This is a genomic window from Rhodovulum visakhapatnamense (assembly GCF_004365965.1).
Lineage (GTDB): Bacteria > Pseudomonadota > Alphaproteobacteria > Rhodobacterales > Rhodobacteraceae > Rhodovulum > Rhodovulum visakhapatnamense.
In genome coordinates this window covers 14,196-40,854 of record NZ_SOEB01000009.1, presented here as the reverse complement: position 1 = coordinate 40,854, position 26,659 = coordinate 14,196, and the positions used below count along the sequence as shown (strand labels likewise).

Sequence of the window (26,659 nt, the reverse complement as noted above, 5' to 3'; positions counted from 1 at the left end):
GGACCCCGGGGGCGCGCGCGGGCGGCGCCTAGCGCTTGCGGTCGCGCCGGGCGCTCATCGGCTGGAAGGCGACGCCCACATGGGCCTCGCAATAGGGTTTGCCCTGCTGGACCGGCAGCCCGCAGAACCAGAAATCGTCGGTCGCGGGATCGCCGATGGGCCATTTGCAGGTGCGCTCGGTCAGCTCCATCAGGGTCAGCCGCTTGGCGGTCTTTTCCACCTCGCGCACCGAGGCCAGCGCCTCGGGGCTAATTTCATTGGCCGAGGGTTGCGGCGGCAGCGGCTGGCCCGCGGGCACGATGGCCTTGCGCGGCGCAGGCGGCGGCGGGGCCGCGCTTTGCGCCTCCGGGGCAGGGCTTGCGGCGGCCGGGCGGCTTGCGGGGGCCGGTTCGGGTTGCGGGGCCGGTGCGGCGGCGGCCGCGGGCTGTTCGGCCTCGGGTTTGGGCGCGGGCTTGTCCTTGGCGGCCGGAGCCGCCGCGGCCGCCGCGGCCGCCGGGGCCGGGCGTGCGGGCGCCGCGCCCGCGCGGTTCGACAGGCCCAGCCGGTGCACCTTGCCGATCACCGCGTTGCGGGTCACGCCGCCCAGTTCCTTGGCGATCTGGCTCGCCGACTGGCCTTCGGCCCACATGCGTTTCAGCGTTTCGACACGTTCATCCGTCCAGGACATGACATTCCCTTGGCTCGCGGCAGTACAGGCGTAAGGCCCCTTGGCCCCGGCGCCCGACGCCTTGGAGAAATCCGACAAGGCCCTATTCTAATCCGGGCGGCTTCGGGGATACAAGCGCAAGGCAGATCAAGGAGGCAGGACGTATGAACGCAACCGGTATGGGCGTGCGCCGTTTCGGGCAGGTCAACTGGCTGGGGCTCTATACCCTGAGCGCGCGAGAGATCCAGCGGTTCCTGGCGGTCTGGACCCAGACGCTGGCAGCCCCCCTGGCCACGGCAGGGCTTTTCCTCGGCGTCTTTTCGCTGGCCATCGGCCCGTCGCGGGGCGAGGTGATGGGGGTGCCCTTCGTGCATTTCCTGGCGCCCGGCATCCTGATGATGACGGTGATCCAGAACGCCTTTGCCAATACCTCGTCGTCGATCCTGATCTCGAAGGTGCAGGGCAATATCGTCGACACGCTGATGCCGCCCCTGTCGCCGACCGAGCTTTTGCTGGGCTATACAGCCGGCGGCGTCGCGCGCGGGCTGCTGGTGGCGGTGGCCGTGGGGCTCTTGATGCTGACCGTGCTGGGCATGGGCATCGCCCATCCGCTCTGGGCGCTGGTCTTCGTGCTGCTGGGCTCGGCCTTCCTGTCGGCGCTGGGGATCATGGCGGCGATCCTGTCGAACAAGTTCGACCAGATGGCGGCGATCACCAATTTCATCATCACGCCGCTGAGTTTCCTGTCGGGCACCTTCTACTCGATCGAGCGGCTGCCGCTGGGGATGCAGATCGCGACCCATGTGAACCCCGTCTTCTACCTGATCGACGGGGTGCGCTACGGCGTCATCGGCCAGTCCGACAGCTCGCCCTGGCTCGGGCTCGGGGTCTGCACCCTGGCGACCCTGCTGGTCATGGCGCTGTGCTGGCACTGGTTCCGGACCGGCTACCGGATGAAGGCCTGAGAGCCGCGCGGGGCGCGCCGCCAGCGTCAGGCCGAGGGGCTTCAGGCGCTGTGCGCACCCTCGGCGAGGCCTTTGACATAGGCCAGGATCTCGGCCACGGGCTTTTTCTCCTCGACCTGCTTGACGATGGCCGAGCCGACCACCGCGCCATCGGCGACCGAGGCGATGGACCGCGCGGTTTCGGGCGTGCGGATGCCGAAGCCCACGATCACCGGCAGGTCGGTCTTGGCCTTGATGCGCGCGACCTCGGGGGCGACATCGCTGGCTTCGGCCGAGGCGGCGCCGGTGATGCCGGTGATCGAGACGTAATAGACGAAGCCGCTGGTATTCTGCAGCACCTTCGGCAGGCGCTTGTCATCGGTCGTGGGCGTCGCGAGGCGGATGAAGTTCAGACCGGCGGCCTGCGCGGGCAGGCAAAGTTCGCTATCTTCCTCGGGGGGCAGGTCCACGACGATCAGCCCGTCGATCCCGGCGGCCTTCGCATCGGTCAGGAAGGTCTCGACCCCGCGCGAATAGATCGGGTTGAAATAGCCCATCATCACGATCGGGGTGGTGTCGTCGGTCTGGCGGAAGGCGCGGGCCAGATCCAGCGTCTTCTGCAGGGTCTGGCCGGCATCGAGCGCGCGTTGCCCCGCCAGCTGGATGGTCGGGCCGTCGGCCATAGGGTCGGTGAAGGGCAGGCCCAGCTCGATGATGTCGACGCCCGCGCCGGGAAGACCCTTCACGATCTCCAGCGAGGTCGCGAAATCGGGGTCGCCCGCCATCACATAGGCCACGAAAGCCTTGCGGTTCTCCGCCTTCAGCGCGGCGAATTTGGCGTTGATGCGGGTCATGGGCGTCCTCCGGGTTTTGCCCGAGCGGTTTGGGCCAGGCCGTGGCGAAAATCAATGGGCCGTTTGGTGGCGCGCACAGGCAGGGCGCCGGCCGCGCCGCGGCGGGAGGACGGGCGCGTCCGGCCCGAGGGCCGCTGCTCAGCGGCCGGCGGCCAGCGCCTCGATCTGCACGCGCAGGCCGGGCAGGGCAAAGCCCGCCCGTTCCAGGGCCCCCACGATTTCCGAAGTCGGGCGGCGCCCGGCCTGGGTCAGCGCCCAGATGACCGAGGACCGGAACCCGGCCCGGCAATAGGCGAAATAGGGGCCGGGCAGATCGTCCATCGCGCGGGCCTGGACCGCGATCATCGCGGGCGTGATCGGGGCATGGCTGACGGGAATCGCCGCGAACCCCAGCCCGACCGCCTCGGCCGCCGCGGCCATTGCAGCCGAGTTCTCGGACGGGGCCACCTCCTCGTCCGGCCGGTTGCAGAGGATCGAGCGAAACCCTGCCTCGGCCAGTTCCGCGAGCGATTCAATCCCGGGTTGTGGCGCCGCCGCGAAATCGTCGGAGAGCCAAACCATGGGCGGCAGGTCCAGTCCCTGGGCGATGCCTTTGAAAGTCTTTGCCATCGCTGGACTTCTCCTTCCTGGGGGGAATCGTTCGTCCCCCACATTCGCGGCTTTCCGGGTCAGGATCAATGCGCGTTCAGGTCGATTTGATATGTGTCAATGCCCGAATTCTGCCATAATGCCACAGTCATGGGATTGGCCATCCTGGGGGGGGACCATGGCAACGCTTCAGGACAGAAAGCGCCAGTTGCTGAAACGGCTGGCCGAACTCGACGGTCGGCTGCAGGACATCGAGGCCGAACTCGACACCCATCAGTCGAAAGATTGGGGGGAGCTTGCGGTCGAGCGCGAGGAAGACGAGGTGTTGCAGGGCATGGGCAGTTCGGGCCTGGCCAAGGTCCGGCAGATCCGCGCAGCCCTCGCGCGACTCGAAGATGGCAGCTACGGTTTCTGTGTGCGCTGCGGCGACGAGATCTCCGCAGAGCGGCTGGATCTCGTGCCCGCAACGCCATTTTGTCGCATCTGCGCCCGGTAACGGCCGCTGTATAGGACCCGCCCCATGAGCCAAGCGAGCCGAACCAGCCGTATGCCAGGATTTTCCAACAGCGCCGTCCCCGAGGAAACCCGCGCCCTGATCCGGGCCCGGATCGAGAACCTTCTGACCAGCGGAGCGGTGGCCAGCCAGGTCAACCGTCAGCTCAGGACCAAGGGCTGCCACAGTCCGTGGGCCCTTGCCTCGGCCTCGGCGGGCGAGGATGATCGGGCGGCCTGCGAGACCGCGCAGACCTGCAGAACCATGACAGGGAGACACGGATGGCGTTCGAACAACTCAAGGCAGGGATCGCTCTGATCCTCGAAGAGATCGAGAAACGGCCCGAGGACCGTCACGTCCTGCAGGAAGAACTGCGCGGCAAGATCGCCGAGATGCATGCGCTGGGCCTGCCGGTTCCCGAGGACATCCTGCGGCTCGAGCAGGAACTCGAGGACGACGATTCCGACGATCTCTACGACGACATGCCGGTCTGAGGCCCGGGCCCGGACAAGGGCGCGCGTCTTCCGGATATTGCGTTTCGGCTCACGCTTGTCCCAAATGGCCCCGGGATGATCCCGGGTCCTTGCGCGCTGCCGTCGCGCCGGGTCCGGCCGGACGGGGGACCGAGCGATGACGCGCCCTGTGACAGCAGAACATCCGGCTCCGGGCGTGGTGCGCCTGGTGCTGGACGCACCGCCCGACAACGCCCTGACCGCACCGCTGCGCGACGCGCTGGAGGCCGCGCTGACTGCGGCGCTTGCGGCCCGCAACACCCGCGCGGTCCTGATCGCGGCGCGCGGGGCGGTGTTTTCCATGGGCCTTCCCGATGCGCAGGACGAGGGTGGCCCCGCAGTTCCGCTGGGCGCGATCGCGGAACTCATCGACACGGCCGCGGTGCCGGTGGTGGCGCTTTTGCCGGGGCCGGCCTCGGGCGGGGGCTGCGAACTGGCGCTGGCCTGCCATTACCGCGTCGCCGCGCGCGAGGCCGAGCTGTGGCTGCCCGACATCGCGCTGGAGCTGCCGCCGCAGGCGGGCACGACGCTGCGCCTGCCGCGTCTGACCGATCCGGCGACCGCGCTCGACATGATGCTGTCGGGCCGGGCGGTGCCGTCGGCCCGCGCACGTCAGGCCGGGCTTTTCGATGCGGTGGTCGATGGCGATGTCGATGCGGCGGGCCTGCGCTTCGCGCTGGGGCTTCTGGCCGAACATGCGGGGCCGCGGCCCGCGCCGTCGCGGCCGCTGCCCGATTTCCGGTCCCTGCAGGCGGCGGTGCAACGTCTGAAGGGGGCGCTCGACCCCGGCGGGCCGCTGCGCGCACGGGGGGCCATTCTCGATTGCGTCGAGGCGGCGGCGTTGTTGCCCTTCGAGGCGGCGCTGGCCTATGAGGCGGCGGCGGTCGAGGATTGCCGCGACAGTGCCGCGCATCGCGCGCTCTGCCATCTGGCGCGGGCCGAGCGGCGCGTGCGGGACGAAATGCGGGCGGTGGCCGATCCCGCCATCCTGCCCCGGCGGATCGGGCTTTGGGGCTGGGGGCCGGGGGCGGCCGCGCTGGGGGCAGCGCTTCTGGCGACCGGGCCGGCGGTGCGGCTGGGGGCCCCCGACGCCGCCGCGCTGGACCGCGTCATCGCCGAGGTCGAGGCGCTTCTGGATGGGGCCCGGACAGCGGCCGGGTGGGACGAGGCGACGCGGGTCCGCTACCGGTCGCGGCTGTCGGGCGGGGTCGGCCCCGCCGCACTGTCGGGCTGCGAGCTTTTGATCGAGGCCGGGGGCGGGCGGATGAGCGATCGGCAGGCGCGCTTCCCCGATCTTGCGCGCACGGCCGCACCGGGGGCGGTGCTGGCCGCGACCGGGGTGCTGGCGAGCCCCTCGGCCCTGGGGGCTCCGGCGGGGCGCGAGGCTGACACGCTCTGGTTTCATCTGCCCGACGCGGTGCCGGGCACCCGCCTGGCCGAGATCGTGCGCTCGCCCCGCACCGGCCCGCGCGCGACAGCCGTGCTGTGCGACCTGGCGCGGCGGCTGGAACGGCTGGTTCTGGTCTCCGAGACCGAAAGCCCGACGCTGGGGCTTTTGCTGGGGGCGCTCGACGCGGCCGATGCGACGGTCGAGGCCGGGGCTGCCCCGGCCGAGGTCGATGCGGCGATGCAGGCCTGGGGCATGGCCCATGGGCCTTACCGCATGGCCGACCGCGTCGGTCTGCCGATGCTGCTGGCGCTGCGTCGGCGCCAGCCCGGCGGCGACGATCCCGAGGCGCGGCCGACGCTGATTCTGGGCCAGCTGGTGCGCGAGGGGCGCGACGGCTATCTCGCCGGGCGCGGGTATTATCGGTACGGCCCCGGAGGCGCGGCCGACCCCGATCCGCAGGTGGCCGAGATCGCCGCTGCGGCCCGCGAGGTGCTGGGCGCGGTCCCGCCGCGCAGCTTTTCCCGGGCCGCGATCCAGGCGCGCGTTCTGGCCGGGATGGTGCAGGCCGGGGCGGCGATGCTGGGGCGCGGGGTGGTGCGCCGGGCCGCCGATCTGGACCTTGCGGCGGTCCATGGGCTGGGCGTCGCGCGCTGGCGCGGCGGGCCGATGCGGGCAGCCGACGAGGCCGGGCTCCTGTCGCTGCGCAAGACCCTGCGCCACATGGCGGCCGGGCGGCCGCAGGGCGGGCTTTGGGACCTCGATCCGCTGATCGCCGAGGCGATCAAGACCGGGCGCGCGCTGTCGCGGATCGAGGCGCCGGGCCGGGGCGCGCTCAGCCCAGCATGATGCCGATGACGACCATCATCAGCCCCACCGCCGACAAAGCGAGCGCGGCCATGTTCTGGGCCACCGCCTTTTGCAGCCGGGCGCGCATCTCGGGCTCGGGCAGGTTGGCGCCACGCGCGCTCAGCATGTTGCGGATGCACCAGACGATACCGGCCAGCCCCATCACCGACACGGCCGCTCCGGCCCAGATCAACGCGTCCATCGCATCCTCCTCCTTGGCTTGGCGCACCCGCGCCTAGTCCAACCTCTTCCGGCGCGCAAGGGTCTTGCGGCAGAGGGGGCGCTTCGCTACGTCAGGACCCCGGGCAGACAGCCGGGGCAGACAGCCCGAGCAGACAGAAGGACAAGGACCCGATGGAGATCGAGGACGAGCAGGACGACACCCGCTCTGCCGACAGCACGTACCGCGTCACCGCCGGCGAGCTGCGGCAGTTCATCGAGCGGTTCGAGCGGCTCGAGGCCGAGAAGAAGGACCTCGCGGACCAGCAGAAAGAGGTGATGGCCGAAGCCAAGGCGCGCGGCTACGACACCAAGGTGATGCGCAAGGTGATTTCTCTGCGCAAGCGCGACAAGGACGACATCGCCGAGGAAGAGGCGATCCTCGAACTTTACAAGGAAGCGCTGGGCATGGCCTGACCGCGCGCCGCCCCTTTTGGGGCGGGCGTCCCGGGATCAGGCGGCGAGAAAGCGGATGCCGGGCATCGCGGCAATGGCGGCGTTGTCTTCGGCATAGCGGTCGGTTCTCGTCTCGATCTGCCCGCCGGCCCAGCCCGGCAGGTCGGTCTCTTCCTCCACCGCCTCGGGGATCGCGTATTTGTCGAGAAAGGCCGCCGGGCCGCCGGGCCGCCGGGTCGAGCGCCGGACTGTCGGCCAGGAACCCGTTGAGCCGGGCAAGACCGGCCGGGGTGATGACCTTGGCAAGAACCGCGTCGCCCCCGGCAAGGTCCGTGGCCCCGCCGCTTGCCGCGACCCGCATCACATCGGGCCGGATCAGCGGCGTATCCTCGTTGCACCAGACCGTCAGCTCGGCCCCGGGCAGGGCATTGCGGATGCGCTGGACGGGATCCTTCCACGAGGGCCGCACCGGGTCCGCGCCTGCGATGAAGGCCGCGAGGTCGCGCTCTCTCGGCAGGGCGAACAGCGCCGGAACGAAGATCGCCGGATTGCGCAGCCCGGACAGGAAGCACTGGCGGGCGCCGGGAAAGAACTGGGCCAGCCAATGCGCCTTTTCCCCCGCCATCGGATACAGCATGTGCTGGGCCAGCGCCTTCTGCGGCATGCACAGGAACGAGGGGTTGGTCAGCACCAGCCGTTCGGCCGTCGCGCCGTCCAGCGCGGCCTGCAGCATGGCCGTTTGCATCTTGTCGGTGGCGGGCGCGCCGCGCAGCGCCACCGGCATCTCGCGCAGCACCGGGCGATAGCTTCGCGGATCGGGTCCCGCCACGCCATGCGCGGCCGGGGTCCCGCGGTTGCGGATCAGGCTGCGGACCAGCAGGCCGTCATCCGTGCGATGCGTCCCGATAGGAAAGACGGCATCCTTCCTGCCCCTGCCTTCTCGTTCCTGCCTTCTGGCCTGCCTTCCGGCCTGCCTTCCGGCCTGCCTTCTGGCGGTTTTTCCCCGGGCGATGCCGGGGCCAGGGCGGGCCTTTCGAGGCCTGACCCTTCCGGCAGACCCGCGCGGCATATTCTGGACAGAAATTTCGCTTTGCGCTACCCACGGCGTCATGGCTGACCAAATTGCTCAAGTTAACCGGCGGCGGCCGCTTAGGCTGCGGCCCGATCCCTGGTCGGCCGGAGCGCTGGCGATCGCGGCGCTGGTGCTGCTGCCGATCCTGTCGGTGGTCGTTCTGGCGCTGACCCCCGACGAGAACATCTGGCCGCATCTGATCGCGACCACGCTGCCGCGCTATCTGACCAATACGCTGGCGATGATGGGCGGGGTGGCGGTGCTGGCCTCGGCGGTGGGGGCGGGCGCGGCCTGGCTGGTGTCGATGTACCGCTTTCCGGGCGCGCGCTGGCTGGAATGGCTGCTGCTGCTGCCGCTGGCGATCCCTGCCTATGTCGGCGCCTATGCGCTGGTCGATTTCCTGGAATATGCGGGGCCGGTGCAGACCGTGCTGCGGTCGCTGTTCGGCTGGCAGAACGCGCGGGACTACTGGTTCCCCGAGATCCGGTCGCGCGGCGCGGCGGTTCTGGTGCTGTCCGCTGCGCTGTATCCCTACGTCTATCTGCTTGCGCGGGCGGCGTTTCGCGAACAGTCGGGCGCGGCCTACGAGGTGGCGCGGGCGCTGGGGGCGGGGCCGGTCGGGCTGTTCTGGCGGGTCGGCCTGCCGCTGGCGCGACCCGCCATCGCCGCGGGCGCGGCCATCGCGATGATGGAGACTGTGAACGATTTCGGCGTGGTTGAATATTTCGCGGTGCAGACCCTGACCGCCGGGATCTTCTCGGTCTGGCTGGAGGGCGGCAATGCGGGCGGCGCCGCGCAGATCGCGGGGGTGATCCTGGCGGTGATCCTGGCGCTGGTCGCGCTGGAGAAGGTCAGCCGCCGGAACCTGCGCTTTCATGCGCTCGGCCGGCATCACCGCCCGCTGGTCCCGGTGCAGCTTGAGGGTATCGCCGGATGGGTCGCGACGCTGGCCTGCGCGCTGCCGGTCGCGGTCGGTTTCGCGCTGCCGGTGGGGGTGATCCTCAGCCACGCGCTGGCCAATCCCGAGGGCTGGGCCGATCCGGGGCTGATCCGGGCGCTGCTGCACACCCTGACGGTGGGCGGCATCGCCGCCGCGCTGACCGTCGCGGCAGGGCTTTTCCTGGTCTATGGTGTGCGGCTGACCGGCCGGACGCTGCCCCGGATTCTGTTACCGGTCACCACCATCGGCTATGCGGCGCCCGGCGCGGTGCTCGGGGTCGGGCTTCTGATCCCGATGGCCGCGGCCGACAATGCGCTGGCCGATGCCTGGGTCTGGCTCTTCGGCGCCGATCCGGGGCTGTTGATGACCGGGTCGGCCTTTGCCATCGTCTATGCCTATGGGGTGCGCTTCTTCGCCATCGCGCAAGGCGCGGCCGATGCCGCGATGGGGCGGATCGCGCCCAGCCTGCCGATGGCGGCGCGGTCGCTGGGCCGGACCGCGCGGGGCACGCTGACATCGGTGTACCTGCCGCTGATCCGCACCTCGATCGGTACCGCGCTGCTCTTGGTGTTCGTCGATTGCGTCAAGGAGCTTCCGGCGACGCTGCTGCTGCGGCCGTTCAACTACAACACGCTGGCGACGCGGGTCTATGACAAGGCGAGCTTAGAGAACCTCGGCGATGCCTCGCCCGCGGCGCTTCTGGTCTGTCTGGTGGGGCTCGTCGCGGTCGGCCTGTTGGCGCGCGCCAACCGCTGAGCGTTTGGCCCCGAGGGGTCAGGCCGCAGCCCGGGCGGCCGACACATCGGGCGCGCTCCGGGCCTCCGCGGGCAGGCCTGCCGCCTGCAGCATCGTCATATGCGGCGGCCTCGTGCCCGCCAGCGTCACCGCCATCCCCTGATCGAGCGCCTTGCGCACGAAGCCCGTCAGGCTGTGCGCGCCGGTCATGTCCAGCAGCGGCACATCGGCCATGTCGAGGATCAGGTGGCGCGGCCGCGCCGCGATCCGGTCGAGCACGCTTTCGATCACCGGCGCCGAGCCGAAGAAATAGGCCCCGGTCAGGCGCAGAACGACGGTCTGGCGGCTCTGGCCGCGGTCCTCGGGGCGGCTTTCGGTGTCGCTCTCGTCCAGCATCGCGTCGACCCCGCTCATCTGGGCCAGCCGGTGCAGGAAGACCAGCGCGCCCAGCGCAAGGCCGGTCACGATGGCCTCGGTCAGATCGCGCAGCACGGTCATCGCCAGCGTGGCCAGCAACACCACGACCTCGGCCCGGGCGGTGCGCGCCAGCGTCCGGATCGCGCGGAGGTCGATCATGTGCAGCGAGACCGACACAAGCACCCCCGCCAACGCCGCCAGCGGAATGGCCGAGGCCAGCGGCGCCAACAGCAGCACCATGCCCAGCAGCGCCAGCGCATGGATCATGCCCGCAACCGGGCCATGGGCGCCCGCGCGCACGTTGGTGGCGGTCCGGGCGATGGTGCCGGTCACGCAGAAGCCGCCGAAACAGGCCGAGGCCATGTTGGCCGCCCCCTGTCCGATCAGTTCGGCGTTCGACCGGTGCCGCCGCCCGGTCATCGAATCCGCGACAACGGCCGACAGCAGCGACTCGATGGCGCCCAGAAGGGTGAAGGCCAGCGCGTCGGGCAGGACGGCGCGGATTTTCTCGAGCCCGAGCGGCGGAAGATGCGGCGCGGGCAGGCTGGAGGCGATGCCGCCATAGGCGCTGCCGATGGTGGGCACCGGAAGGTCGAACAGCCACACCGTCAGCCCCGCCAGCGCGATCGCCATCAGCATGCCCGGAAAGCGCGGCGCATAGCGGCGCTGGGCGAGGATGAAGCCGAAGGTGCCGATGCCCATCGCCAGATCGAGCAGGCTCAGCGTCGGCAGCGCGGCCCAGAGCGCGGGGATCTTCTCGAGGAAGGGGCCGGGTTCGGGGCCGTCGAGGGTCAGCCCCAGAAACGGCCGCATCTGGCTTGCCAGGATGATGACGCCGATCCCGGCGGTGAAACCGACGGTGACGGGGTAGGGGATGAACTTGACGAAACTGCCCAAGCGGAGCACCCCGGCCAGGGCGAGGAAGATCCCCGACAGGAAGGTCGCAAGCGCCAGCCCGTCCAGCCCGTGGCGCTGGACCGTCGCCAGCACCAGCACGATGAAGGCCCCCGCCGGGCCGCCGATCTGGAACCGGCTGCCCCCCAGCGCCGAGACCAGAAAGCCGCCGACGATGGCGGTGATCAGGCCGCGATCCGGCGGCACGCCCGAGGCGATGGCGATGGCCAGCGACAGGGGCAGCGCCACCACCGCCACGGTCAGCCCGGCCACCAGATCGGCGCGGAAGGCGCGCAGCCCGTAGCCCTCGGCCAGAACGGTCAGTAGCTTCGGGGTGAATTGCAGCATCGGGCCGCTGGTTGGGGTCATCGTCTGCCTCCGTCGGTCTCGGGTCGCGGCACCAACGGACGGCCCGCGCCCGAAGAGGCGCGCCCGGCAAGGCGGTGTCATGAGTCGCGGCGCAGTCTACTCCCGATCCGGGGGGCGAATGCGACCGCTTTCTTGCGTTGCCTCTGGCAACGAGGTCCGCTGACCGGCAGCCGTGAGCCAGGGACACGGGGGACGACAGGGGCGACCGCCGCGTCCGGGGCCGGGCGGGTCAGTCCTTGCGCGGGCCGACATTGACGGCGAAGGCTCTGTCGAAGGCCGCCGTCTGCTCGGGGCTCGCCTCGGTCTGATGGGCGGCCTTCCACTCGGCATAGGGCATGCCATAGAAGGCCTCGCGCGCCTCGGCCTCGGTCAGCGCGACGCCGCGCTCGGCGGCGGCCTCGGCCATCCAGCGCGACAGGCAGTTGCGGCAGAACCCGGCCAGGGTCATCAGGTCGATGTTCTGGACCTCGGGCCGGTCCTCCATCAGGTGGCGCCGGAGCCGCCGGAAGGCGGCGGCCTCGATCTCGGTGCGGGTGGCGTCGTCCATGGCGGGTCTCCCTTCGCGGTGGGCGGGCGGCGCTCAGGCGCCGGTCTCGGCCAGTGCGGCCGTCAGGATCGGGGCCAGCCGCGCGCCCCAGGCGGCCTGATCGGCAGGCAAGGCGATGACGTCGTTGCGCAGCTCGATCAGCACGTTCGGTCGGCCGAAGGCCTCGGCATGGCGGTCGACGGAATCGCCCGGCAGATGCCCGCCATAGGGCTCGTTCTCGCCGACGCAAAGATCGCCCTCGGCGCGCAGCCGCGCGATCAGCGGCCGCGCCAGCCGGTCGTCGGCGGCATGCAGGATGCCGATCTGCCAAGGCCGGGGCGGGCGCCCTTTCAGTTGCGGCGTGAAGCTGTGGATGGCCAGCAGGACCGTATCGGGCCGCCGCGCCGCAAGCCGCGCGACCTCGGTGTGATAGGGCCGCCAGAAGGTCCGGATGCGGCGGTCGATCTCGGCCTCGGCAATGGCGCGGTTCGCGGGGATCACGGTGCCGTCATAGACCCGCATCACCAGGGTCGGATCGTCCTCGCCCCGGTTCGGGTCGATCACCAGCCGCGAGAAGCGGCTGAGCACCAGCGGCGCGTCCAGCGCCTCGGCCACCGCCCGGGCCACGCCCGCCGCGCCCGGGTCCCAGGCGATGTGGCGGACCATGTCGGCCGGCGAGATCCCGAGGCTGCCGCCGTTCACGCAGGGCGGCACGATGTTGGTGGCGTGATCGCAGGTGACCAGCCAGCGCCCGCCGCGCGCCTCGCCCACGGTCTCGAATGGCCGGTCGTTCATCGACATGTCACCTTTTCGCGTCACATCCTTTTGCGCAGACCCTTACGCAGGTGCCAGTTGTCTCGCCGGGGGCTTCGGCCTAGAAGGAGAGATTGTACACCGGCGCATACTGCGCATGGGTCATCTGAAGACAGATAGGGCAGGATGAGACGTCTACGCAACCTCAAGATCGTGGCCACGCTGGGGCCGTCCTCGAACGACTACCCGACGATCCGGGCACTGTTCGAGGCCGGGGCCGATGTGTTCCGGCTGAACATGAGCCATGGCAGCCACGAGGAAATCGCGCAGCGCCACGCGACGATCCGCCAGATCGAGGCCGATACCGGCCGTCCGATCGCGATCCTCGCCGATCTGCAGGGGCCCAAGCTGCGCTGCGGGCAATTCGCCAACGGCGCGGCCGAGCTGGAAGACGGGCAGATCTTTCGCTTCGACCTCGATCCGACCCCGGGCGAGGCACATCGGGTGCAACTGCCCCACAAGGAAATCTTCGATGCGCTCGAACCGGGCGCGACGCTTCTGGTCAATGACGGCAAGCTGCGGCTGCGGGTGAAGGACCATGGCCCCGATTTCGCCGATTGCGAGGTGATCGTCGGCGGCACCATCTCGAACCGCAAGGGCGTGAACGTGCCCGATGTGGTGCTGCCGCTGGCGGCCTTGTCCGAAAAGGACCGCGACGACCTGCATTTCGCGCTGGATCTGGGCGTCGACTGGGTCGCGCTGAGCTTCGTGCAGCGCCCCGAGGACGTGATCGAGGCGCGCGAGATCGTGGGCACACGCGCCGCGATCCTGTCGAAGATCGAGAAGCCCGCGGCGGTCAAGGCCTTCGACGCGATCCTTGCGGTCTCGGACGGCATCATGGTCGCCCGCGGCGATCTGGGGGTCGAGTTGCCGGTGCAAAGCGTGCCGCCGATCCAGAAGCGGCTGGTGCGCTCCTGCCGGGCGGCGGCCAAGCCGGTGATCGTGGCGACGCAGATGCTGGAATCGATGATCGAAAGCCCGATGCCGACCCGGGCCGAGGTGTCCGACGTGGCCTCGGCGATCTACGAGGGGGCGGACGCGGTGATGCTGTCGGCCGAATCCGCCGCCGGGCGCTATCCGGTCGAGGCGGTGACGATGATGGACAATGTCGCGGTCGAGGTCGAAAGCGACCCGACCTACCGCTCGGTGATCGAGGCCAGCCGCCAGGCCGAACGTTCGACCGTGGCCGACGGCATCGTGTCCGCCGCGCGCGAGATCGCGGAGACGACCGACATCAAGGCGATCTGCTGCTTCACCGAATCCGGGACGACCGCGCTCAAGACCTCGCGCGAACGGCCGCGCGTGCCGATCGTGGCGCTGACGCCGTTTCCGGCGACGGGGCGGCGGCTGTGCCTCAGCTGGGGCATCAACTGCTATTACAACGAGAAGGTCGAGCGGTTCAAAATGGCCGTGGTCAGCGCCGCCCGCGCGGCCCGATCGGGCGGCTATGGCGAGGGCGAGGACAAGATCATCGTGATCGCGGGTCTGCCCTTCAACATCCCCGGATCGACCAACATCCTGCGCGTGGCGCCCTGCGAAGAGCGGCTGATTTTCAATCTGGAACCCGAATAGGGCGCGTTCGCCTTCGGGCGCGATACCCGGTCATCGAAACTGACCCCGGGGGGCAGGGTTGGGCTGTCCGGAGGCCGCAGGCCATCCGACCTCTGTTTCGTGATCGGGAACGCCATCTGCCTGATCGCGATCCCGGCGCTTTTCGCGGCCGTGGCCTATGGCCGGGCGCCCCGGCCATTCCGGTGACGATCGGCGGCGGCCTGGTCTCGCTGGCCGTTGGCGAAACCCCGCGCGGCGATCGGCTTGGGCGGTTTCCCGATGTGGTGGCCCGCGACGTCCATCGCGACACGACCCGAGGCGATTTCTCCTTGCATGCGGGCCCCGGGCTTTCTATACGCTCGCCACTCACCTGGTGCGACCGGCCGTTGTGGCATGCCGAGTCGCGCCTTCACCGCCCGAAAGGAGACGGAAATGCCCAAGATGAAAACCAAGTCGAGCGCCAAGAAGCGCTTCAAGGTCACGGCCACCGGCCGGGTCAAGGCGGGTCAGGCCGGCAAACGCCACGGCATGATCAAGCGGACCACCAAGTTCATCCGCGACGCGCGCGGGACGACGATGCTCTCGGCTCCGGACGAGAAGCTCGCCAAGTCCTACATGCCCTATTCGCGCTAACGGAGGCCTGATCCATGTCCCGAGTCAAAGGCGGCACCACCACCCACGCCCGTCACAAGAAGGTCATCAAGGCTGCGAAAGGCTATTACGGCCGCCGCGGCAATGCCTTCCGCACCGCGACCCAGGCGGTCGACAAGGCCAACCAGTACGCGACCCGCGACCGCAAGCAGCGCAAGCGCAACTTCCGCGCGCTCTGGATCCAGCGGATCAACGCGGCCGTTCGCGCCCATGACGAATCGCTGACCTATTCGCGCTTCATCAATGCCCTGGCCGTCGCCGGGATCGAGGTCGACCGCAAGGTGCTGGCCGATCTCGCCGTGAACGAGCCCGAAGCCTTCGGTGCCATCGTAGAGAAAGCCAAGGCCGCGCTGGCCTGAGGCCGCGCCGTCCGGGGGCCGCGAGACCTCCGGTCAGCCCAACAGGCCGTGCCTGACGCAGGCGGCGGTTCTGGGGCAGGGAAAAGACAGGAAGGCCGCGCAAGCTTGCTTGCGCGGCCTTCTGCTTGTTCGGGTCATGGAGGAGGGGCAGCCGGTCCGTCCTGACGCCGCCAGCGGACGCCCGTGGCGAATGGCAGGCTTCTCTGGGAAGGGACGGGCGCCTGACGGCGGATGCGAACTCGTGCCCTGACCGGCGCCGCATTTCCCCGGCCGTCACGACGTGGCTGGCGAGCGTGAGATGTCGCGGCCCCGCCGTGCGCGACGGACGAGACATCTCAACACACGGCCTGCCCTGAAAAAGGGCTGGCCCCGGCGCCGAAACGCCGGTCCGAGGCGGTCCGGGCAAAGCACAAGGCCTCGGTCGAGCGCAAAGTCGACCGAGGGTCCGTTTGCGCGGCGCTGGGCCTCAGCCTTGCAGGCTGCGCACCCCGATCTCGCCTTCCTCGCGCGATTTCATCGCCAGAGCGGCGGCATGGCTGGCCGCGGCAGTCGTGAAATAGGGGATGCGGTCCATCAGCGCCACGTTGCGGATCGAGCGGCTGTCCTCGACCGCGCGGTTGCCCTCGGTGGTGTTCATCACCAGCTGAACCAGCCCGTCCTTCATCACGTCGACGATGGTGCGTCCGCCCTCATAGGCCTTCTTGACCAGCGTGGTCTCGATCCCGTTCTCGGCCAGGAAGCCCGCCGTGCCGCGCGTCGCGAGGATGCGGAAACCGAGCGCCTGCAGGATCTGGGCGGTTTCGACCAGTTCGGGCGTCTTGTCGGCATCCTTGATCGACAGGAACACCTGCCCCTCGCGCGGCAGGTCCGACCCGGCGCCCATCTGCGCCTTGAGGAAGGCCCGCGGGAAGGAGCGGTCCCAGCCCATGACCTCGCCGGTCGAGCGCATCTCGGGCCCCAGCAGCGTATCGACGCCCGGGAAGCGGGCAAAGGGCATCACCGCCTCCTTGACCGAGAACCACGGCATGATCGGGTCGGCCAGCGACATCTGGTCGGCCAGCGGCAGCGGCGTGTCGGGGCTGGTCTCGGCGGGGTAGGGCGCGCGCATCGGGAAAGCGCTCAGCTTCTCGCCCGCCATCAGCCGCGCCGCGATCGAGGCGATGGCGCTGTCGGTCGCCTTGGCCACGAAGGGCACGGTGCGCGAGGCACGCGGGTTCACCTCGATCAGGTAGATCTCGCCATCCTTGACCGCGAATTGCACGTTCATCAGCCCGACCACACCAAGCGCCAGCGCCAGCGCCTCGGTCTGGCGCTTCAGCTCGGCCACGATGTCTTGGGGCAGGCGGTGCGGCGGCAGACAGCAGGCACTGTCGCCGGAATGGACGCCCGCCTCTTCGATATGTTCCATGATGCCCGCGACATGGACCTTCTCGCCGTCGCAGAGCGCATCGACATCGACCTCGGTCGCGCCCGAGAGATAGCTGTCAAGCAGCACCGGGGACTTGCCCGACACCACCACGGCCTCGGCGATGTAACGTTCCAGCTGGGGCGTGTCGCGGACGATCTCCATGGCGCGGCCGCCCAGCACGTAGGAGGGCCGGATCACCAGCGGATAGCCGATCTCTCCGGCGGCTTCGAGGGCGGCCTTGGCGGAATGGGCGATGGCGTTTTTCGGCTGCTTCAGGCCCAGACGGGTCACCAGCGCCTGGAACCGCTCGCGGTCTTCGGCCAGGTCGATGGCATCGGGCGTGGTCCCGAGGATCGGGATGCCCGCCTCTTCCAGCGCATTGGCAAGCTTCAGCGGCGTCTGGCCGCCGAACTGCACGATCACGCCATGCAGCGTGCCGGCCATCTTCTCGACCCGCAGGATCTCCATGACATGCTCGAAGGTCAGCGGCTCGAAATAAAGCCGGTCCGAGGTGTCGTAATCGGTCGAGACCGTTTCCGGGTTGCAGTTGATCATGATGGTTTCATACCCGGCCTCGGTCAGCGCGAAGCAGGCATGGCAGCAGCAATAGTCGAACTCGATCCCCTGACCGATCCGGTTCGGGCCGCCGCCGAGGATCACCACCTTCTTGCGGGCCGAGGGGCGGGCCTCGCATTCGGTCTCGCCCATCACCGGGGTTTCGTAGGTCGAATACATGTAGGGCGTCTGCGCCTCGAATTCGGCGGCGCAGGTGTCGATCCGCTTGAAGACCGCATGGACCCCCAGATTGTCGCGCGCGCGGCGCACCTGATCCTCCTCGCGGCCGCTGAGCCTGGCCAGACGCGCATCGGTGAAGCCCAGCATCTTGAGCTGGCGCAGCCCTGCTTCGGTGACCGGCAGGCCCTCCTTGCGGACCCGGGCCTCGGCATCGACGATCTCGCGGATGCGGGCCAGGAACCAGGGGTCGTAGCTGGTGGCGGCGTGGATGTCCTCGTCGCTGAGGCCATGGCGCATCGCCTGGGCGACGATCCGCAGCCGGTCCGGGGTCTGCCGGGTCAGCGCGGCGACGATCTGGGCGCGGTCGGGGGCGCCGGGGATGTCGATCTCGTCAAAGCCGGTCAGGCCGGTTTCCAGCGAGGCCAGCGCCTTCTGCAGCGATTCGTGGATGGTGCGGCCGATGGCCATGGCCTCGCCCACCGATTTCATCGCCGTGGTCAGTTCCGGCTTCGAGCCGGGGAACTTCTCGAAGGCAAAGCGCGGGATCTTGGTGACCACGTAGTCGATGGTCGGCTCGAAGCTTGCGGGCGTGACCTTGGTGATGTCGTTGTCCAGCTCGTCCAGCGTGTAGCCCACGGCGAGTTTCGCGGCGATCTTGGCGATCGGGAAGCCGGTGGCCTTCGAAGCCAGCGCCGAGGACCGCGACACCCGCGGGTTCATCTCGATCACCACCATGCGGCCGTCGGCGGGGTTGATCGCCCATTGCACGTTCGACCCGCCGGTTTCGACCCCGATCTCGCGCAGCACGGCAATCGAGCCGTTGCGCATGATCTGGTATTCCTTGTCGGTCAGCGTCAGGGCAGGGGCCACGGTGATCGAGTCGCCGGTATGCACGCCCATCGGGTCGACATTCTCGATGGCGCAGACGATGATCGCGTTGTCCGCCTTGTCGCGGACGACCTCCATCTCGAATTCCTTCCAGCCCAGCAGGCTTTCGTCGATCAGGATCTGGCTGACCGGCGAGGCGTCGAGCCCGCTTTTGCAGTAATACTCGAATTCCTGCCGGTTATAGGCGACGCCGCCGCCGGTGCCGCCCAGCGTGAAGGCGGGCCGGATGATCGCGGGCAGGCCCACATGTTCCAGCGCGGCCATGCATTCGTCCATGGTGTTGGCGATCACGGCCTTGGGGTTTTCCAGCCCGATCCGGTCCATCGCCTCGCGGAACAGCTTGCGGTCCTCGGCCATCTCGATGGCGGCGCGGTTGGCGCCGATCAGCTCGACCCCGTATTTGTGCAGAACGCCCATGTCGGCGAGCTTGAGCGAGGTGTTCAGCCCGGTCTGCCCGCCCATGGTCGGCAGCAGCGCGTCGGGGCGTTCCTTCTCGATGATCTTGGCGACGATCTCGGGGGTGATCGGCTCGATATAGGTCGCGTCGGCCAGGCCCGGATCGGTCATGATCGTGGCCGGGTTCGAGTTGACCAGGATGACCCGGTAGCCTTCCTCGCGCAGCGCCTTGCAGGCCTGGGCGCCGGAATAATCGAACTCGCAGGCCTGCCCGATGATGATGGGACCCGCGCCGATGATCATGATGGACTTGATATCGGTTCTCTTCGGCATGTCCCGCCCTCAGTTTGCGCAAATTGCTGGGCGTTATAGCCAAGCGGCCTTGGGGCGCAAGGGTGGGCGAGGGGAAATTCGGCACGTGCCGGTCCTTGCGGGGGCGGTCCGCGCCTTCGGACGGGGTCGAAGAGCGGTGCGCGCGCAGCCCTTTGGCGGAAAACCGGCGGACCGGGGCGTTTTGCCGGGCGGGGAGGAACCCGCCGGGCGTTACCGCATTTGTGAACGATCTGCCAGCATACTGCCCGGAGGCCGCCGCTGAGAGGCCCGGGTCCCGCGCTATCTTCTCCGGCCGGACCAGAGCGCGGCGGCCCTCGACAGGCGGTCCCGCGCGCAAGCGTCCGACCGCGATCTGGCGAAAGGAAAAAGGAATGGCCTGGACACTCGATCTTTCCCTTGAAACCCGCGTCCCCAGCCGGGGCCGACTCTGGGGGGAATTCGTGGTGTTCTATCTGTTGACGCCGCTCGGGATGGCGCTGCTGATGCCGCCGCAGGCTCTGTTTCCGGTGCTGCTGAGCCTGACCGCCATGGGGCTTTTGCTGTTGCAGGTCACCGAAGGCTTCCGCTGGTCCGATCTGATCCGCGGGCTCAGCCGGATCGATCCCTGGCTGGTCCTGGGCTTTTCGGCGGTCACGACCCTGATCGTCGGCACCTTGACGATGCTGGTGGTCCCGCAGGAGGCGCTGGCGCTGGTGCGGACCAACCCGGCGCTTCTGGGCTCGATCCTGCTGTTCTATCCGCCGCTTTCGGCGCTGCCGCAGGAAATCGTCTTCCGGGCGCTGTTCTTCCGCCGCTACGGGCCGATCCTGCCGGGCCTCAGGCACGCGATCGTGCTGAATGCCGCCGTCTTCTCGCTTGCCCATCTGATGTACTGGAGCGTGGTGGTCTCGGCCCTGACCTTCCTGGGCGGGATCGTCTTCGCCTGGGCCTATGAGGCGCGCCGGAATTTTCCGCTGGCGGTGGTGCTGCATGCGGTGGCGGGCTGGATCCTGTTCATCGGCGGGCTTGGCATCCTTTTCTATTCCGGAAATGTGGTGCGCCCGTTCTAGACCGGACACGAAGAAGACGCGTGGCGGCGATTTGACTTGTGTCAAGTCAGCTTGACAGGGGATGTGGCATGGTCCGCCGCGAAACACGGGGAGTCGATCCATGCGCATTGTCTTTATTCATCCCAACTACAGGTCCGGCGGCGCCGAGATCGCGGGCAACTGGCCGCCGGCCTGGGTCGCGTATCTGACCGGGTCGCTGCGGACTGCGGGATATGACGACATCACGTTCATCGACGCGATGACCAACAACATTTCGGAAGACGACATCCGCAAGCAGCTGAAGGCGCTGAAGCCCGACGTGATCGCCTCGACCTCGATCACGCCCTCGATCTACGCGGCCGAACGGCTGCTTGAGATCGCCAAGGAAGAGGTCCCCGACGCGATCCGTGTCCTCGGCGGCATCCACGCGACCTTCATGTTCAAGCAGGTGCTGTCGGAGGCGCCCTGGATCGACGCCATCGTGCGCGGCGAGGGCGAAGAGATCGTGGTCGAGCTGATGAACGCGATCCGGGACGGCAAATGGCCCGAGAACCGGCGCGAGATCAAGGGTCTGGCATTCCTCGACGGCGACGAGATCGTGGCGACCGCCGCCGCGCCCACCATCAAGGACGTCGATTCGATCAAGCCCGACTGGACCATCCTCGAGTGGGAGAAATACATCTACATCCCGCTGAACTGCCGGGTCGCGATCCCGAACATGGCGCGCGGCTGCCCGTTCACCTGTTCGTTCTGCTCGCAATGGAAGTTCTGGCGCGACTACCGGATCCGCGATCCCAAGAAGGTCGTCGACGAGATCGAGGATCTGGTCGTGAACCACAAGGTGGGCTTCTTCATCCTCGCCGACGAGGAACCCACCATCAACCGCAAGAAGTTCATCGCCTTCTGCCAGGAGCTGATCGACCGCGGCCTGCCCGACAAGGTCAAATGGGGCATCAACACCCGGGTGACCGACATCCTGCGCGACGAGGAACTGCTGCCCTTCTACCGCAAGGCGGGGCTCGTCCATATCTCGCTCGGGACCGAGGCCGCCGCACAACTGAAGCTCGACCAGTTCAACAAGGAAACTCGCGTCGAGGACAACAAGCGCGCGATCCAGCTTCTGCGCGAGGCCGACATCCTGACCGAGGCGCAGTTCATCGTCGGCATGGACAACGAGACCGAGGAAACCCTGGAAGAGACCTTCCAGCTTTGCTGGGACTGGCAGCCTGACCTCGCCAACTGGGCCATGTATACGCCCTGGCCGTTCACGCCGCTCTTCCAGGAGCTGCACAACAAGGTCGAGGTCTTCGATTACAGCCGCTACAACTTCGTGAACCCGATCATGAAGCCCGAGGCGATGGACCGTGCCCAGCTTCTGGACCGGGTGATGCACAACTATCGCCGGTTCTACATGCGCAAGGCGCTGCTCCACTACCCGTGGCGCGGCAGCGGCTTCCGCCGCCGGTACCTGCTGGGCTGCCTCAAGGCGTTCCTCAAGGCGGGCGTTGGCCGGTCCTTCTATGACCTCGGCAAGAACAACTACTGGGGCCCGCAATCGAAGGACAAGGTGCATTTCGATTTCGACATGTCCCGCAAACCTGCCGCGGCGCAGATCGAGGACTGGGAATCGAACGCCGACCGCGCCGCCCAGGCGGCTGCGCGGCGCAAGTCCAAGGATACGAGCTTCAAGATGCCCGCCGACGATCCGTCGCAGGTGAAGGCCTGCGGGGGCGGCGATCAGCAGATGGAAGAAGTCTGAGATGAAGGACGACCTGTCCGGCCGTTCCGGCCGGATCGGACCGAATGCCGTGCTCCAGCTTCTGCCTGTGCTGGAGGCGGCGGGCGGGGGCGCGCTGCGCGACGAGATGCTCGGGGCGGCGGGGCTGTCGGCCCCTCCGTCCGATGCCGGGCTGATGGACGAGGGCCCGGCGGGTGCCATGCACCGCGCGCTGCGCCAGCGTCTGCCCGGCCGCGCGCCCGAGTTGCTGCGCGAGGCCGGGGCGCGGACCGGGGACTATATCCTGGCCCATCGCATTCCGCCGATGGCACAGCGGGTGCTGAAGCTGCTGCCGCCCGCGCTGGCCGCGCCCATTCTGGCCAAAGCCATCGCCAAGCACAGCTGGACCTTCGCGGGGTCGGGGGCCTTCCGGGTCGTGTCGACCCGGCCGCTGGTCTTCGAGCTGACCGACAACCCGCTGATCCGGGACGAAACCGCGCCGCACCCGATCTGCGTCTGGCATGAGGCGGTGTTCGACCGGCTGTTCCAGACCCTCGTCGACCGGCGCCTGCGCACCCGCGAACTGACCTGTTCGGCCAGCGGCAGTGCCGTCTGCCGGTTCGAGATCGCGCGCCCCTAGAGCGGGCCTGTCCCACGGAAAACCGCCCGGCCATCCGGCCGGGCGGTTTGCGCTTTCACGGGGGGCGCGGCGGCGCGGCGTGAGGCGGACGTCGAGGCCCGGGGGCTGGCCAGAGGGCTTCGGGGCGGATAAAGCAGCGGCTGCGGGGCGGCGGTGTCTCGGCTCCCCTTGACTTCGGGGGCCATCGGGGGTGTATCGGCCCGAACCCAAGACACGAGCCCCGAGGACCGTCCGATGCACGCCTATCGCAGCCATACCTGCGCCGACCTGAACAAGTCCCATGTGGGCGAGACCGTGCGCCTGTCGGGCTGGGTCCATCGGGTGCGAGATCACGGCGGCATCCTGTTCATCGACCTGCGCGACCATTACGGCATCACCCAGGTGCTGGCCGATCCCGACAGCCCGGCCTTTGCCGATGTCGAGAAGGTGCGGTCCGAATGGTGCATCCGCATCGACGGGGTGGTGAAGGCGCGCGACGAGAGCCTTGTGAACGCCAAGATCCCGACCGGCGAGATCGAGGTCTTCGTGCGCGAGCTCGAGGTACTGGGCCAGGCCGAGGAACTGCCGCTGATGGTCTTCGGCGATCAGGACTACCCCGAGGAAACCCGGCTGCGCTATCGCTATCTCGACCTGCGCCGCGAGAGCATGCAGGCGAATATGACGCTGCGCTCGGACGTGGTGGCCTCGATCCGGCGGCGGATGTGGGACAAGGGCTTCCGCGAATTCCAGACCCCGATCATCACCGCCTCGAGCCCCGAGGGCGCCCGCGACTTCCTGGTGCCCTCGCGGCTGCATCCGGGCAAGTTCTACGCGCTGCCGCAGGCGCCGCAGATCTTCAAGCAGCTGATCATGGTCTCGGGCTTCGACCGCTATTTCCAGATCGCGCCCTGCTTCCGCGACGAGGACCCGCGCGCCGACCGCTCGCCCACCGACTTCTACCAGCTCGACCTGGAAATGAGCTTCGTGCAGCAGCAGGACGTGTTCGACACCGTCCAGCCGGTGATCGCGGGCATCTTCGAGGAGTTCGGCGGCGGCCGTAAGGTCGATACCGACTGGCCGCAGATTTCCTATGCCGATGCGGCGCTGTGGTACGGCACCGACAAGCCCGACCTGCGCAACCCCATCAGGATGCAGGACGTCAGCGAACATTTCCGCGGCTCGGGCTTTGCGATCTTCGCGAAACTGCTGGAACAGGACGGCACCGAGATCCGCGCGATCCCCGCGCCCACCGGCGGCAGCCGCAAGTTCTGCGACCGGATGAACGCCTTTGCCCAGAAGGAAGGGCTGCCCGGGATGGGCTACATCTTCTGGCGCGAGACCGATGGCCAGATGGAGGCCGCGGGCCCGCTGGCCAAGAATATCGGCCCCGAACGGACCGAGGCGATCCGCCAGCAGCTGGGCCTTGGCGTAGGCGACGCCGCCTTCTTCCTCGGCGGCAAGCCCTCGGCCTTCCAGACCGTCGCGGGCAAGGCGCGCACCGTCATCGGCGAGGAACTGGGCCTGACCGACAAGGACCGGTTCGCCTTCTGCTGGATCGTCGATTTCCCGATGTACGAGAAAGACGCCGAGACCGGCGCCATCGACTTCGAGCACAACCCCTTCTCGATGCCGCAGGGCGGGATCGAGGCGCTGGAGGGCGACCCGCTCAAGGTTCGGGGCTATCAGTACGACCTGGCCTGCAACGGCTATGAACTGGTCTCGGGCGCGATCCGGAACCACCGGCTGGACATCATGTTCAAGGCCTTCGCGCTGGCGGGCTATGCCGAGGACGAGGTGCGCAAGCGCTTCCCGAGCCTTGTCAACGCCTTCCGCTTCGGCCCGCCGCCCCACGGCGGGTGCGCGGCCGGGATCGACCGGATCGTGATGCTGCTGGCGGACGAGCTGAACATCCGCGAGGTGATCATGTTCCCGATGAACCAGCGCGCCGAGGACCTGATGATGGGCGCGCCGTCCGAGCCCAGCAACGACCAGCTTCGCGACCTCTCTCTGCGTGTGATCCCGCAGGAGTGAGGCCCCTCGGGGCCGATCGAAAAGGCCCTGGCGTTTCTGCCGGGGCCTTTTCTTTTTCGTGAGTGGTGCGTTCAGACTTGGGTCCGGCCGTCAGGGGGGATCAGAGCGGCCAGAGGGTACCGATGGCGGCCACGGTGAAGGACGTGGCGCCGCCCCAGAAGATGGTCCGGTCGATCAGCGTCTTGAGGCGTGCGATCATCATGCTTCATCCTAGCTCGTCAATCGTTACCAATGTCATAACGGGCGAATGCGGCGGGACTCGGGCCGGGCTGTCCCGAGGCAGGGGCGGTTTCCCGGCTTTTCCCCGCGCGGGGACCGGGTTAAACGGGTCCCGATCACAAAGGACCCCGCCATGACCCAGGACCTGCCGCTCGGCGCTCCGCTTGCGCACTGGACGCCGCCGCCCCGGCCCGGCCGCGACAGCCTTTCGGGGCGCTATTGCCGGCTCGAGCCGCTCGCGCGCGACCATGCCGCCGAGCTGCACACCGCCAATCAGGCCGATGGCTCGATCTGGACCTATCTGCCCTACGGCCCCTTCCCGGACGAAGCTGCGCTGGCCGACTGGATCGCGCAGGCCGCCCCGGGCCCGGACCCGCTGTTCTTTGCGGTGCGCGAGGCGGTGTCGGGCCGGGCGCTGGGCGTGCTCAGCTATCTGAGGATCGCGCCCGAGGCCGGGTCGATCGAGATCGGCCATGTGAACTTCTCGGCTGCGCTGCAACGGCGCCCCGCCGCGACCGAGGCGGTCGCGCTGCTGATCGGCCGCGCCTTCGATCTGGGCTACCGGCGGCTCGAATGGAAGTGCAACGCGCTGAACCGGGCCTCGCGCCGGGCGGCCGAACGCTACGGGCTGAGCTACGAGGGCGTCTTCCGGCAGGCGACGGTGGTCAAGGGGCGGAACCGCGACACCGCCTGGTTCGCCGCCATCGACGCGGAATGGCCGGCGCTGAAAGCCGCCTACCAGACCTGGCTCGACCCCGCCAATTTCGACGCCGACGGGCAGCAGCGCGTCCGGCTGTCCGACCTGACGCGGCCGATCCTGGTCGCCCGCGACCCCGAAGCGCGCTGAGGCCGACAGGCCGCAAGGCCGGGCATCGGGCGGGCCGCCCGGGTTTGACCGGGGCGGCGCCGCTGCAACACCTTTCGGTCTATCCCGCGGGCATGAAATTTCTGCTTGCTCGAAAATTTAAAGCAATTCTATCCTGAATTGCATAACAGATAAAAAATCGAGCAGGACGTGAAATGACCCAGGTCGCAGAAATTGCGCCCGTGCCTTTTGCATGGACGCGCGGACTGGTCAGCGCGCGCGCAAGTGCCTTGCTGGCCGATCTGTTTCCCAGGGCGCACGACGCCCGGGCAGGCGAGTGCATCGGTATCGTAAAACGATTCATCTCTTTCGGGCGACGTTCGCTCACCGGGCATCCGGCCGAGGCGCTGGTGGTCATGGGCGAGGACGGGCGCCCGGTCTGCCTTGCCGGCCGGTATCTCGAGGCCGAGGCGCGTCAGGATCTGTTCCGGCTGGAGGAAATCCTGTCGGCACCGGGGCTTCTGGCCTATGGCGCGCTGACGCCCCATGCCAGCGGACTGCGCCACGCCGCCGCCCCGCCCCGGGCGCTGGAGCTTGTTCTGGGCGCCAATGTCCACATGTTGCGCACGCTCGACTGGCAGGCCGACATCGCGGCCCGGCGCCACGCGGGCGAGCCCATCTCGCGGGCCTTGTCGTCCAATCTGCGGCTTCTGGCGGAACATCCCGGGTCGCATGACGCGGTCGAGGATATGCGCGACACGCTGCACGCGCAGGCGACGCTGATGCTGGGGCTTCTCAGTTTCGACGAGCCGGTGCTGCCCGCCCTGTCCGGGATCGCGGCCTGACGGCCCGCTCGGGCGTTCAGGTTGCGCGTCAGCGGCCGGTGATTTCGACCCGGCCGGAAACCCGCGCGCCCTTGCTCGAGGTCAGGCTTTCGGCGGTCAGGTCGGCCTGAACCCGCGCCGTGGCCGACAGCGCCAGGTCGGTGCAGGTGACCCGGCCCGAGATTTCGCCGCTGATGGTGACGGTCTCGGCCGAGAGCGACCCGGTGACCTGTCCGGTCGCGCTGATCTCGATGGCCTTTGCGGCGATGTTGCCCTTGACCCGGCCGTTGACGATCACGGCGCTGTCCTTGGCGACGAGATCGCCCTCGATCGTCAGGTCTTCCGAGATGATTGCCTGGGCCATGTGCGCCGCTCCACGTTGGGTCTTCTGTCCGCCCCCTCAATGGGGCGGGTTCGAGCCGGCCACAAGGGGGCTCCTGA

The 26,659-nt window shown here is 68.7% G+C and carries 26 protein-coding genes; 16 read left to right on the top strand and 10 right to left on the bottom strand.

Annotated elements, in window-relative coordinates; translation table 11 throughout:
- Window positions 1-28: 28 nt before the first annotated feature.
- Complete coding sequence (locus tag EV657_RS09935; RefSeq protein WP_134077788.1) at window positions 29-667, bottom strand: GcrA family cell cycle regulator; 639 nt, start codon at window positions 665-667, stop codon at window positions 29-31.
- A gap of 143 nt (window positions 668-810) precedes the next feature.
- On the opposite strand from EV657_RS09935, the gene EV657_RS09930 reads away from it, so the two are divergent.
- Window positions 811-1,611, top strand: coding sequence for an ABC transporter permease (locus EV657_RS09930; RefSeq protein WP_075785065.1), 801 nt, complete (start codon window positions 811-813; stop codon window positions 1,609-1,611).
- Between the two features lie 41 nt (window positions 1,612-1,652).
- On the opposite strand, the gene trpA is transcribed toward EV657_RS09930, so the two are convergent.
- Window positions 1,653-2,444 (bottom strand): tryptophan synthase subunit alpha, encoded by a 792-nt coding sequence (gene trpA / locus EV657_RS09925; protein ID WP_134077787.1) that lies wholly within the window; start codon window positions 2,442-2,444, stop codon window positions 1,653-1,655.
- 138 nt (window positions 2,445-2,582) lie between these two features.
- Entirely contained in the window at window positions 2,583-3,053 is a 471-nt protein-coding gene (locus tag EV657_RS09920; RefSeq protein WP_243837534.1) for a protein tyrosine phosphatase family protein, read from the bottom strand.
- Between the two features lie 157 nt (window positions 3,054-3,210).
- Here EV657_RS09920 and EV657_RS09915 point away from each other — a divergent pair, with 157 nt between their 5' ends.
- The 3 genes from EV657_RS09915 (at window position 3,211) to EV657_RS09905 (ending at window position 6,273) form a co-directional block, all read left to right on the top strand.
- Window positions 3,211-3,528, top strand: coding sequence for a TraR/DksA family transcriptional regulator (locus EV657_RS09915; protein ID WP_134077786.1), 318 nt, complete (start codon window positions 3,211-3,213; stop codon window positions 3,526-3,528).
- A gap of 278 nt (window positions 3,529-3,806) precedes the next feature.
- Window positions 3,807-4,019 carry a hypothetical protein gene (locus EV657_RS09910; protein WP_075785068.1) on the top strand — a complete coding sequence of 71 codons (213 nt, stop codon included), beginning with the start codon at window positions 3,807-3,809 and terminating at the stop codon, window positions 4,017-4,019.
- Window positions 4,020-4,155: 136 nt separating this feature from the next.
- Window positions 4,156-6,273: an enoyl-CoA hydratase-related protein gene (locus tag EV657_RS09905; protein WP_134077785.1), complete on the top strand. Its 2,118-nt coding sequence runs from the start codon at window positions 4,156-4,158 to the stop codon at window positions 6,271-6,273.
- Here EV657_RS09905 and EV657_RS09900 read toward each other — a convergent pair.
- On the bottom strand, window positions 6,260-6,475 hold the full coding sequence (locus EV657_RS09900) for a hypothetical protein (RefSeq protein ID WP_075785070.1): 216 nt from the start codon (window positions 6,473-6,475) through the stop codon (window positions 6,260-6,262). The two genes, EV657_RS09905 and EV657_RS09900, sit on opposite strands and share 14 nt — an antisense overlap.
- Before the next feature lie 152 nt (window positions 6,476-6,627).
- On the opposite strand from EV657_RS09900, the gene EV657_RS09895 reads away from it, so the two are divergent.
- Window positions 6,628-6,909, top strand: a complete 282-nt coding sequence (locus tag EV657_RS09895; protein WP_075785071.1) for a DUF2312 domain-containing protein — start codon at window positions 6,628-6,630, stop codon at window positions 6,907-6,909.
- A 36-nt stretch (window positions 6,910-6,945) separates the two neighbouring features.
- On the opposite strand, the gene EV657_RS22520 is transcribed toward EV657_RS09895, so the two are convergent.
- Window positions 6,946-7,068, bottom strand: coding sequence for a hypothetical protein (locus EV657_RS22520; RefSeq protein WP_279587386.1), 123 nt, complete (start codon window positions 7,066-7,068; stop codon window positions 6,946-6,948).
- A 19-nt stretch (window positions 7,069-7,087) separates the two neighbouring features.
- Here EV657_RS22520 and EV657_RS09890 point away from each other — a divergent pair, with 19 nt between their 5' ends.
- Window positions 7,088-8,005: a hypothetical protein gene (locus tag EV657_RS09890; RefSeq protein ID WP_134077784.1), complete on the top strand. Its 918-nt coding sequence runs from the start codon at window positions 7,088-7,090 to the stop codon at window positions 8,003-8,005.
- Window positions 7,998-9,656: an ABC transporter permease gene (locus EV657_RS09885; RefSeq protein WP_134077783.1), complete on the top strand. Its 1,659-nt coding sequence runs from the start codon at window positions 7,998-8,000 to the stop codon at window positions 9,654-9,656. The genes EV657_RS09890 and EV657_RS09885 overlap by 8 nt, the downstream gene beginning before the upstream one ends.
- Before the next feature lie 18 nt (window positions 9,657-9,674).
- Here EV657_RS09885 and EV657_RS09880 read toward each other — a convergent pair whose 3' ends face one another.
- The 3 genes from EV657_RS09880 to EV657_RS09870 all read right to left on the bottom strand — a co-directional run bounded on the left by EV657_RS09880 (window position 9,675) and on the right by EV657_RS09870 (window position 12,636).
- The gene (locus EV657_RS09880; protein ID WP_134077782.1) at window positions 9,675-11,315 is read right to left on the bottom strand and encodes a SulP family inorganic anion transporter; all 1,641 of its coding nucleotides are present in this window, start codon (window positions 11,313-11,315) and stop codon (window positions 9,675-9,677) included.
- A gap of 229 nt (window positions 11,316-11,544) precedes the next feature.
- Window positions 11,545-11,862, bottom strand: a complete 318-nt coding sequence (locus tag EV657_RS09875) for a DUF1244 domain-containing protein (RefSeq protein WP_134077781.1) — start codon at window positions 11,860-11,862, stop codon at window positions 11,545-11,547.
- Window positions 11,863-11,895: 33 nt separating this feature from the next.
- Window positions 11,896-12,636 (bottom strand): N-formylglutamate amidohydrolase, encoded by a 741-nt coding sequence (locus tag EV657_RS09870; RefSeq protein ID WP_243837532.1) that lies wholly within the window; start codon window positions 12,634-12,636, stop codon window positions 11,896-11,898.
- 144 nt (window positions 12,637-12,780) lie between these two features.
- Between EV657_RS09870 and pyk the strand changes: the two genes are divergently transcribed.
- The 3 genes from pyk (at window position 12,781) to rplT (ending at window position 15,215) form a co-directional block, all read left to right on the top strand.
- The gene (gene pyk, locus EV657_RS09865; protein ID WP_134077780.1) at window positions 12,781-14,226 is read left to right on the top strand and encodes a pyruvate kinase; all 1,446 of its coding nucleotides are present in this window, start codon (window positions 12,781-12,783) and stop codon (window positions 14,224-14,226) included.
- 411 nt (window positions 14,227-14,637) lie between these two features.
- Window positions 14,638-14,838 carry a 50S ribosomal protein L35 gene (gene rpmI / locus EV657_RS09860; protein ID WP_075785022.1) on the top strand — a complete coding sequence of 67 codons (201 nt, stop codon included), beginning with the start codon at window positions 14,638-14,640 and terminating at the stop codon, window positions 14,836-14,838.
- A gap of 14 nt (window positions 14,839-14,852) precedes the next feature.
- Window positions 14,853-15,215 carry a 50S ribosomal protein L20 gene (gene rplT / locus EV657_RS09855; protein WP_042460507.1) on the top strand — a complete coding sequence of 121 codons (363 nt, stop codon included), beginning with the start codon at window positions 14,853-14,855 and terminating at the stop codon, window positions 15,213-15,215.
- A gap of 466 nt (window positions 15,216-15,681) precedes the next feature.
- On the opposite strand, the gene carB is transcribed toward rplT, so the two are convergent.
- Complete coding sequence (gene carB, locus EV657_RS09850; protein WP_134077779.1) at window positions 15,682-18,975, bottom strand: carbamoyl-phosphate synthase large subunit; 3,294 nt, start codon at window positions 18,973-18,975, stop codon at window positions 15,682-15,684.
- 371 nt (window positions 18,976-19,346) lie between these two features.
- On the opposite strand from carB, the gene EV657_RS09845 reads away from it, so the two are divergent.
- From EV657_RS09845 to EV657_RS09820, 6 genes are all read left to right on the top strand, one after another.
- Window positions 19,347-20,024, top strand: coding sequence for a CPBP family intramembrane glutamic endopeptidase (locus EV657_RS09845; protein WP_134077778.1), 678 nt, complete (start codon window positions 19,347-19,349; stop codon window positions 20,022-20,024).
- Window positions 20,025-20,124: 100 nt separating this feature from the next.
- On the top strand, window positions 20,125-21,762 hold the full coding sequence (gene bchE / locus EV657_RS09840; protein WP_075785025.1) for a magnesium-protoporphyrin IX monomethyl ester anaerobic oxidative cyclase: 1,638 nt from the start codon (window positions 20,125-20,127) through the stop codon (window positions 21,760-21,762).
- 1 nt (window position 21,763) lies between these two features.
- Window positions 21,764-22,360 carry a bacteriochlorophyll 4-vinyl reductase gene (bchJ, locus tag EV657_RS09835; RefSeq protein ID WP_134077777.1) on the top strand — a complete coding sequence of 199 codons (597 nt, stop codon included), beginning with the start codon at window positions 21,764-21,766 and terminating at the stop codon, window positions 22,358-22,360.
- Window positions 22,361-22,594: 234 nt separating this feature from the next.
- A complete protein-coding gene (gene aspS, locus EV657_RS09830) occupies window positions 22,595-24,370 on the top strand; it encodes an aspartate--tRNA ligase (protein ID WP_134077776.1) in 1,776 nt (591 codons plus the stop codon).
- Window positions 24,371-24,722: 352 nt separating this feature from the next.
- Window positions 24,723-25,436 (top strand): GNAT family N-acetyltransferase, encoded by a 714-nt coding sequence (locus tag EV657_RS09825; protein WP_134077775.1) that lies wholly within the window; start codon window positions 24,723-24,725, stop codon window positions 25,434-25,436.
- Between the two features lie 173 nt (window positions 25,437-25,609).
- Window positions 25,610-26,239 (top strand): hypothetical protein, encoded by a 630-nt coding sequence (locus EV657_RS09820; protein WP_075785029.1) that lies wholly within the window; start codon window positions 25,610-25,612, stop codon window positions 26,237-26,239.
- Window positions 26,240-26,267: 28 nt separating this feature from the next.
- Here EV657_RS09820 and EV657_RS09815 read toward each other — a convergent pair whose 3' ends face one another.
- The gene (locus EV657_RS09815; protein WP_075785030.1) at window positions 26,268-26,582 is read right to left on the bottom strand and encodes a bactofilin family protein; all 315 of its coding nucleotides are present in this window, start codon (window positions 26,580-26,582) and stop codon (window positions 26,268-26,270) included.
- Window positions 26,583-26,659: the final 77 nt, after the last annotated feature.

What these genes read in the sequence shown, in the direction of transcription:
- EV657_RS09935 (WP_134077788.1), bottom strand. Translation starts at nt 667, where the DNA reads ATGTCCTGGACGGATGAACGTGTCGAAACGCTGAAACGCATGTGGGCC.
- EV657_RS09930 (WP_075785065.1), top strand. Translation starts at nt 811, where the DNA reads ATGAACGCAACCGGTATGGGCGTGCGCCGTTTCGGGCAGGTCAACTGG.
- trpA (WP_134077787.1), bottom strand. Translation starts at nt 2,444, where the DNA reads ATGACCCGCATCAACGCCAAATTCGCCGCGCTGAAGGCGGAGAACCGC.
- EV657_RS09920 (WP_243837534.1), bottom strand. Translation starts at nt 3,053, where the DNA reads ATGGCAAAGACTTTCAAAGGCATCGCCCAGGGACTGGACCTGCCGCCC.
- EV657_RS09915 (WP_134077786.1), top strand. Translation starts at nt 3,211, where the DNA reads ATGGCAACGCTTCAGGACAGAAAGCGCCAGTTGCTGAAACGGCTGGCC.
- EV657_RS09910 (WP_075785068.1), top strand. Translation starts at nt 3,807, where the DNA reads ATGGCGTTCGAACAACTCAAGGCAGGGATCGCTCTGATCCTCGAAGAG.
- EV657_RS09905 (WP_134077785.1), top strand. Translation starts at nt 4,156, where the DNA reads ATGACGCGCCCTGTGACAGCAGAACATCCGGCTCCGGGCGTGGTGCGC.
- EV657_RS09900 (WP_075785070.1), bottom strand. Translation starts at nt 6,475, where the DNA reads ATGGACGCGTTGATCTGGGCCGGAGCGGCCGTGTCGGTGATGGGGCTG.
- EV657_RS09895 (WP_075785071.1), top strand. Translation starts at nt 6,628, where the DNA reads ATGGAGATCGAGGACGAGCAGGACGACACCCGCTCTGCCGACAGCACG.
- EV657_RS09885 (WP_134077783.1), top strand. Translation starts at nt 7,998, where the DNA reads ATGGCTGACCAAATTGCTCAAGTTAACCGGCGGCGGCCGCTTAGGCTG.
- EV657_RS09880 (WP_134077782.1), bottom strand. Translation starts at nt 11,315, where the DNA reads ATGACCCCAACCAGCGGCCCGATGCTGCAATTCACCCCGAAGCTACTG.
- EV657_RS09875 (WP_134077781.1), bottom strand. Translation starts at nt 11,862, where the DNA reads ATGGACGACGCCACCCGCACCGAGATCGAGGCCGCCGCCTTCCGGCGG.
- EV657_RS09870 (WP_243837532.1), bottom strand. Translation starts at nt 12,636, where the DNA reads ATGAACGACCGGCCATTCGAGACCGTGGGCGAGGCGCGCGGCGGGCGC.
- pyk (WP_134077780.1), top strand. Translation starts at nt 12,781, where the DNA reads ATGAGACGTCTACGCAACCTCAAGATCGTGGCCACGCTGGGGCCGTCC.
- rpmI (WP_075785022.1), top strand. Translation starts at nt 14,638, where the DNA reads ATGCCCAAGATGAAAACCAAGTCGAGCGCCAAGAAGCGCTTCAAGGTC.
- rplT (WP_042460507.1), top strand. Translation starts at nt 14,853, where the DNA reads ATGTCCCGAGTCAAAGGCGGCACCACCACCCACGCCCGTCACAAGAAG.
- carB (WP_134077779.1), bottom strand. Translation starts at nt 18,975, where the DNA reads ATGCCGAAGAGAACCGATATCAAGTCCATCATGATCATCGGCGCGGGT.
- EV657_RS09845 (WP_134077778.1), top strand. Translation starts at nt 19,347, where the DNA reads ATGGCCTGGACACTCGATCTTTCCCTTGAAACCCGCGTCCCCAGCCGG.
- bchE (WP_075785025.1), top strand. Translation starts at nt 20,125, where the DNA reads ATGCGCATTGTCTTTATTCATCCCAACTACAGGTCCGGCGGCGCCGAG.
- bchJ (WP_134077777.1), top strand. Translation starts at nt 21,764, where the DNA reads ATGAAGGACGACCTGTCCGGCCGTTCCGGCCGGATCGGACCGAATGCC.
- aspS (WP_134077776.1), top strand. Translation starts at nt 22,595, where the DNA reads ATGCACGCCTATCGCAGCCATACCTGCGCCGACCTGAACAAGTCCCAT.
- EV657_RS09825 (WP_134077775.1), top strand. Translation starts at nt 24,723, where the DNA reads ATGACCCAGGACCTGCCGCTCGGCGCTCCGCTTGCGCACTGGACGCCG.
- EV657_RS09820 (WP_075785029.1), top strand. Translation starts at nt 25,610, where the DNA reads ATGACCCAGGTCGCAGAAATTGCGCCCGTGCCTTTTGCATGGACGCGC.
- EV657_RS09815 (WP_075785030.1), bottom strand. Translation starts at nt 26,582, where the DNA reads ATGGCCCAGGCAATCATCTCGGAAGACCTGACGATCGAGGGCGATCTC.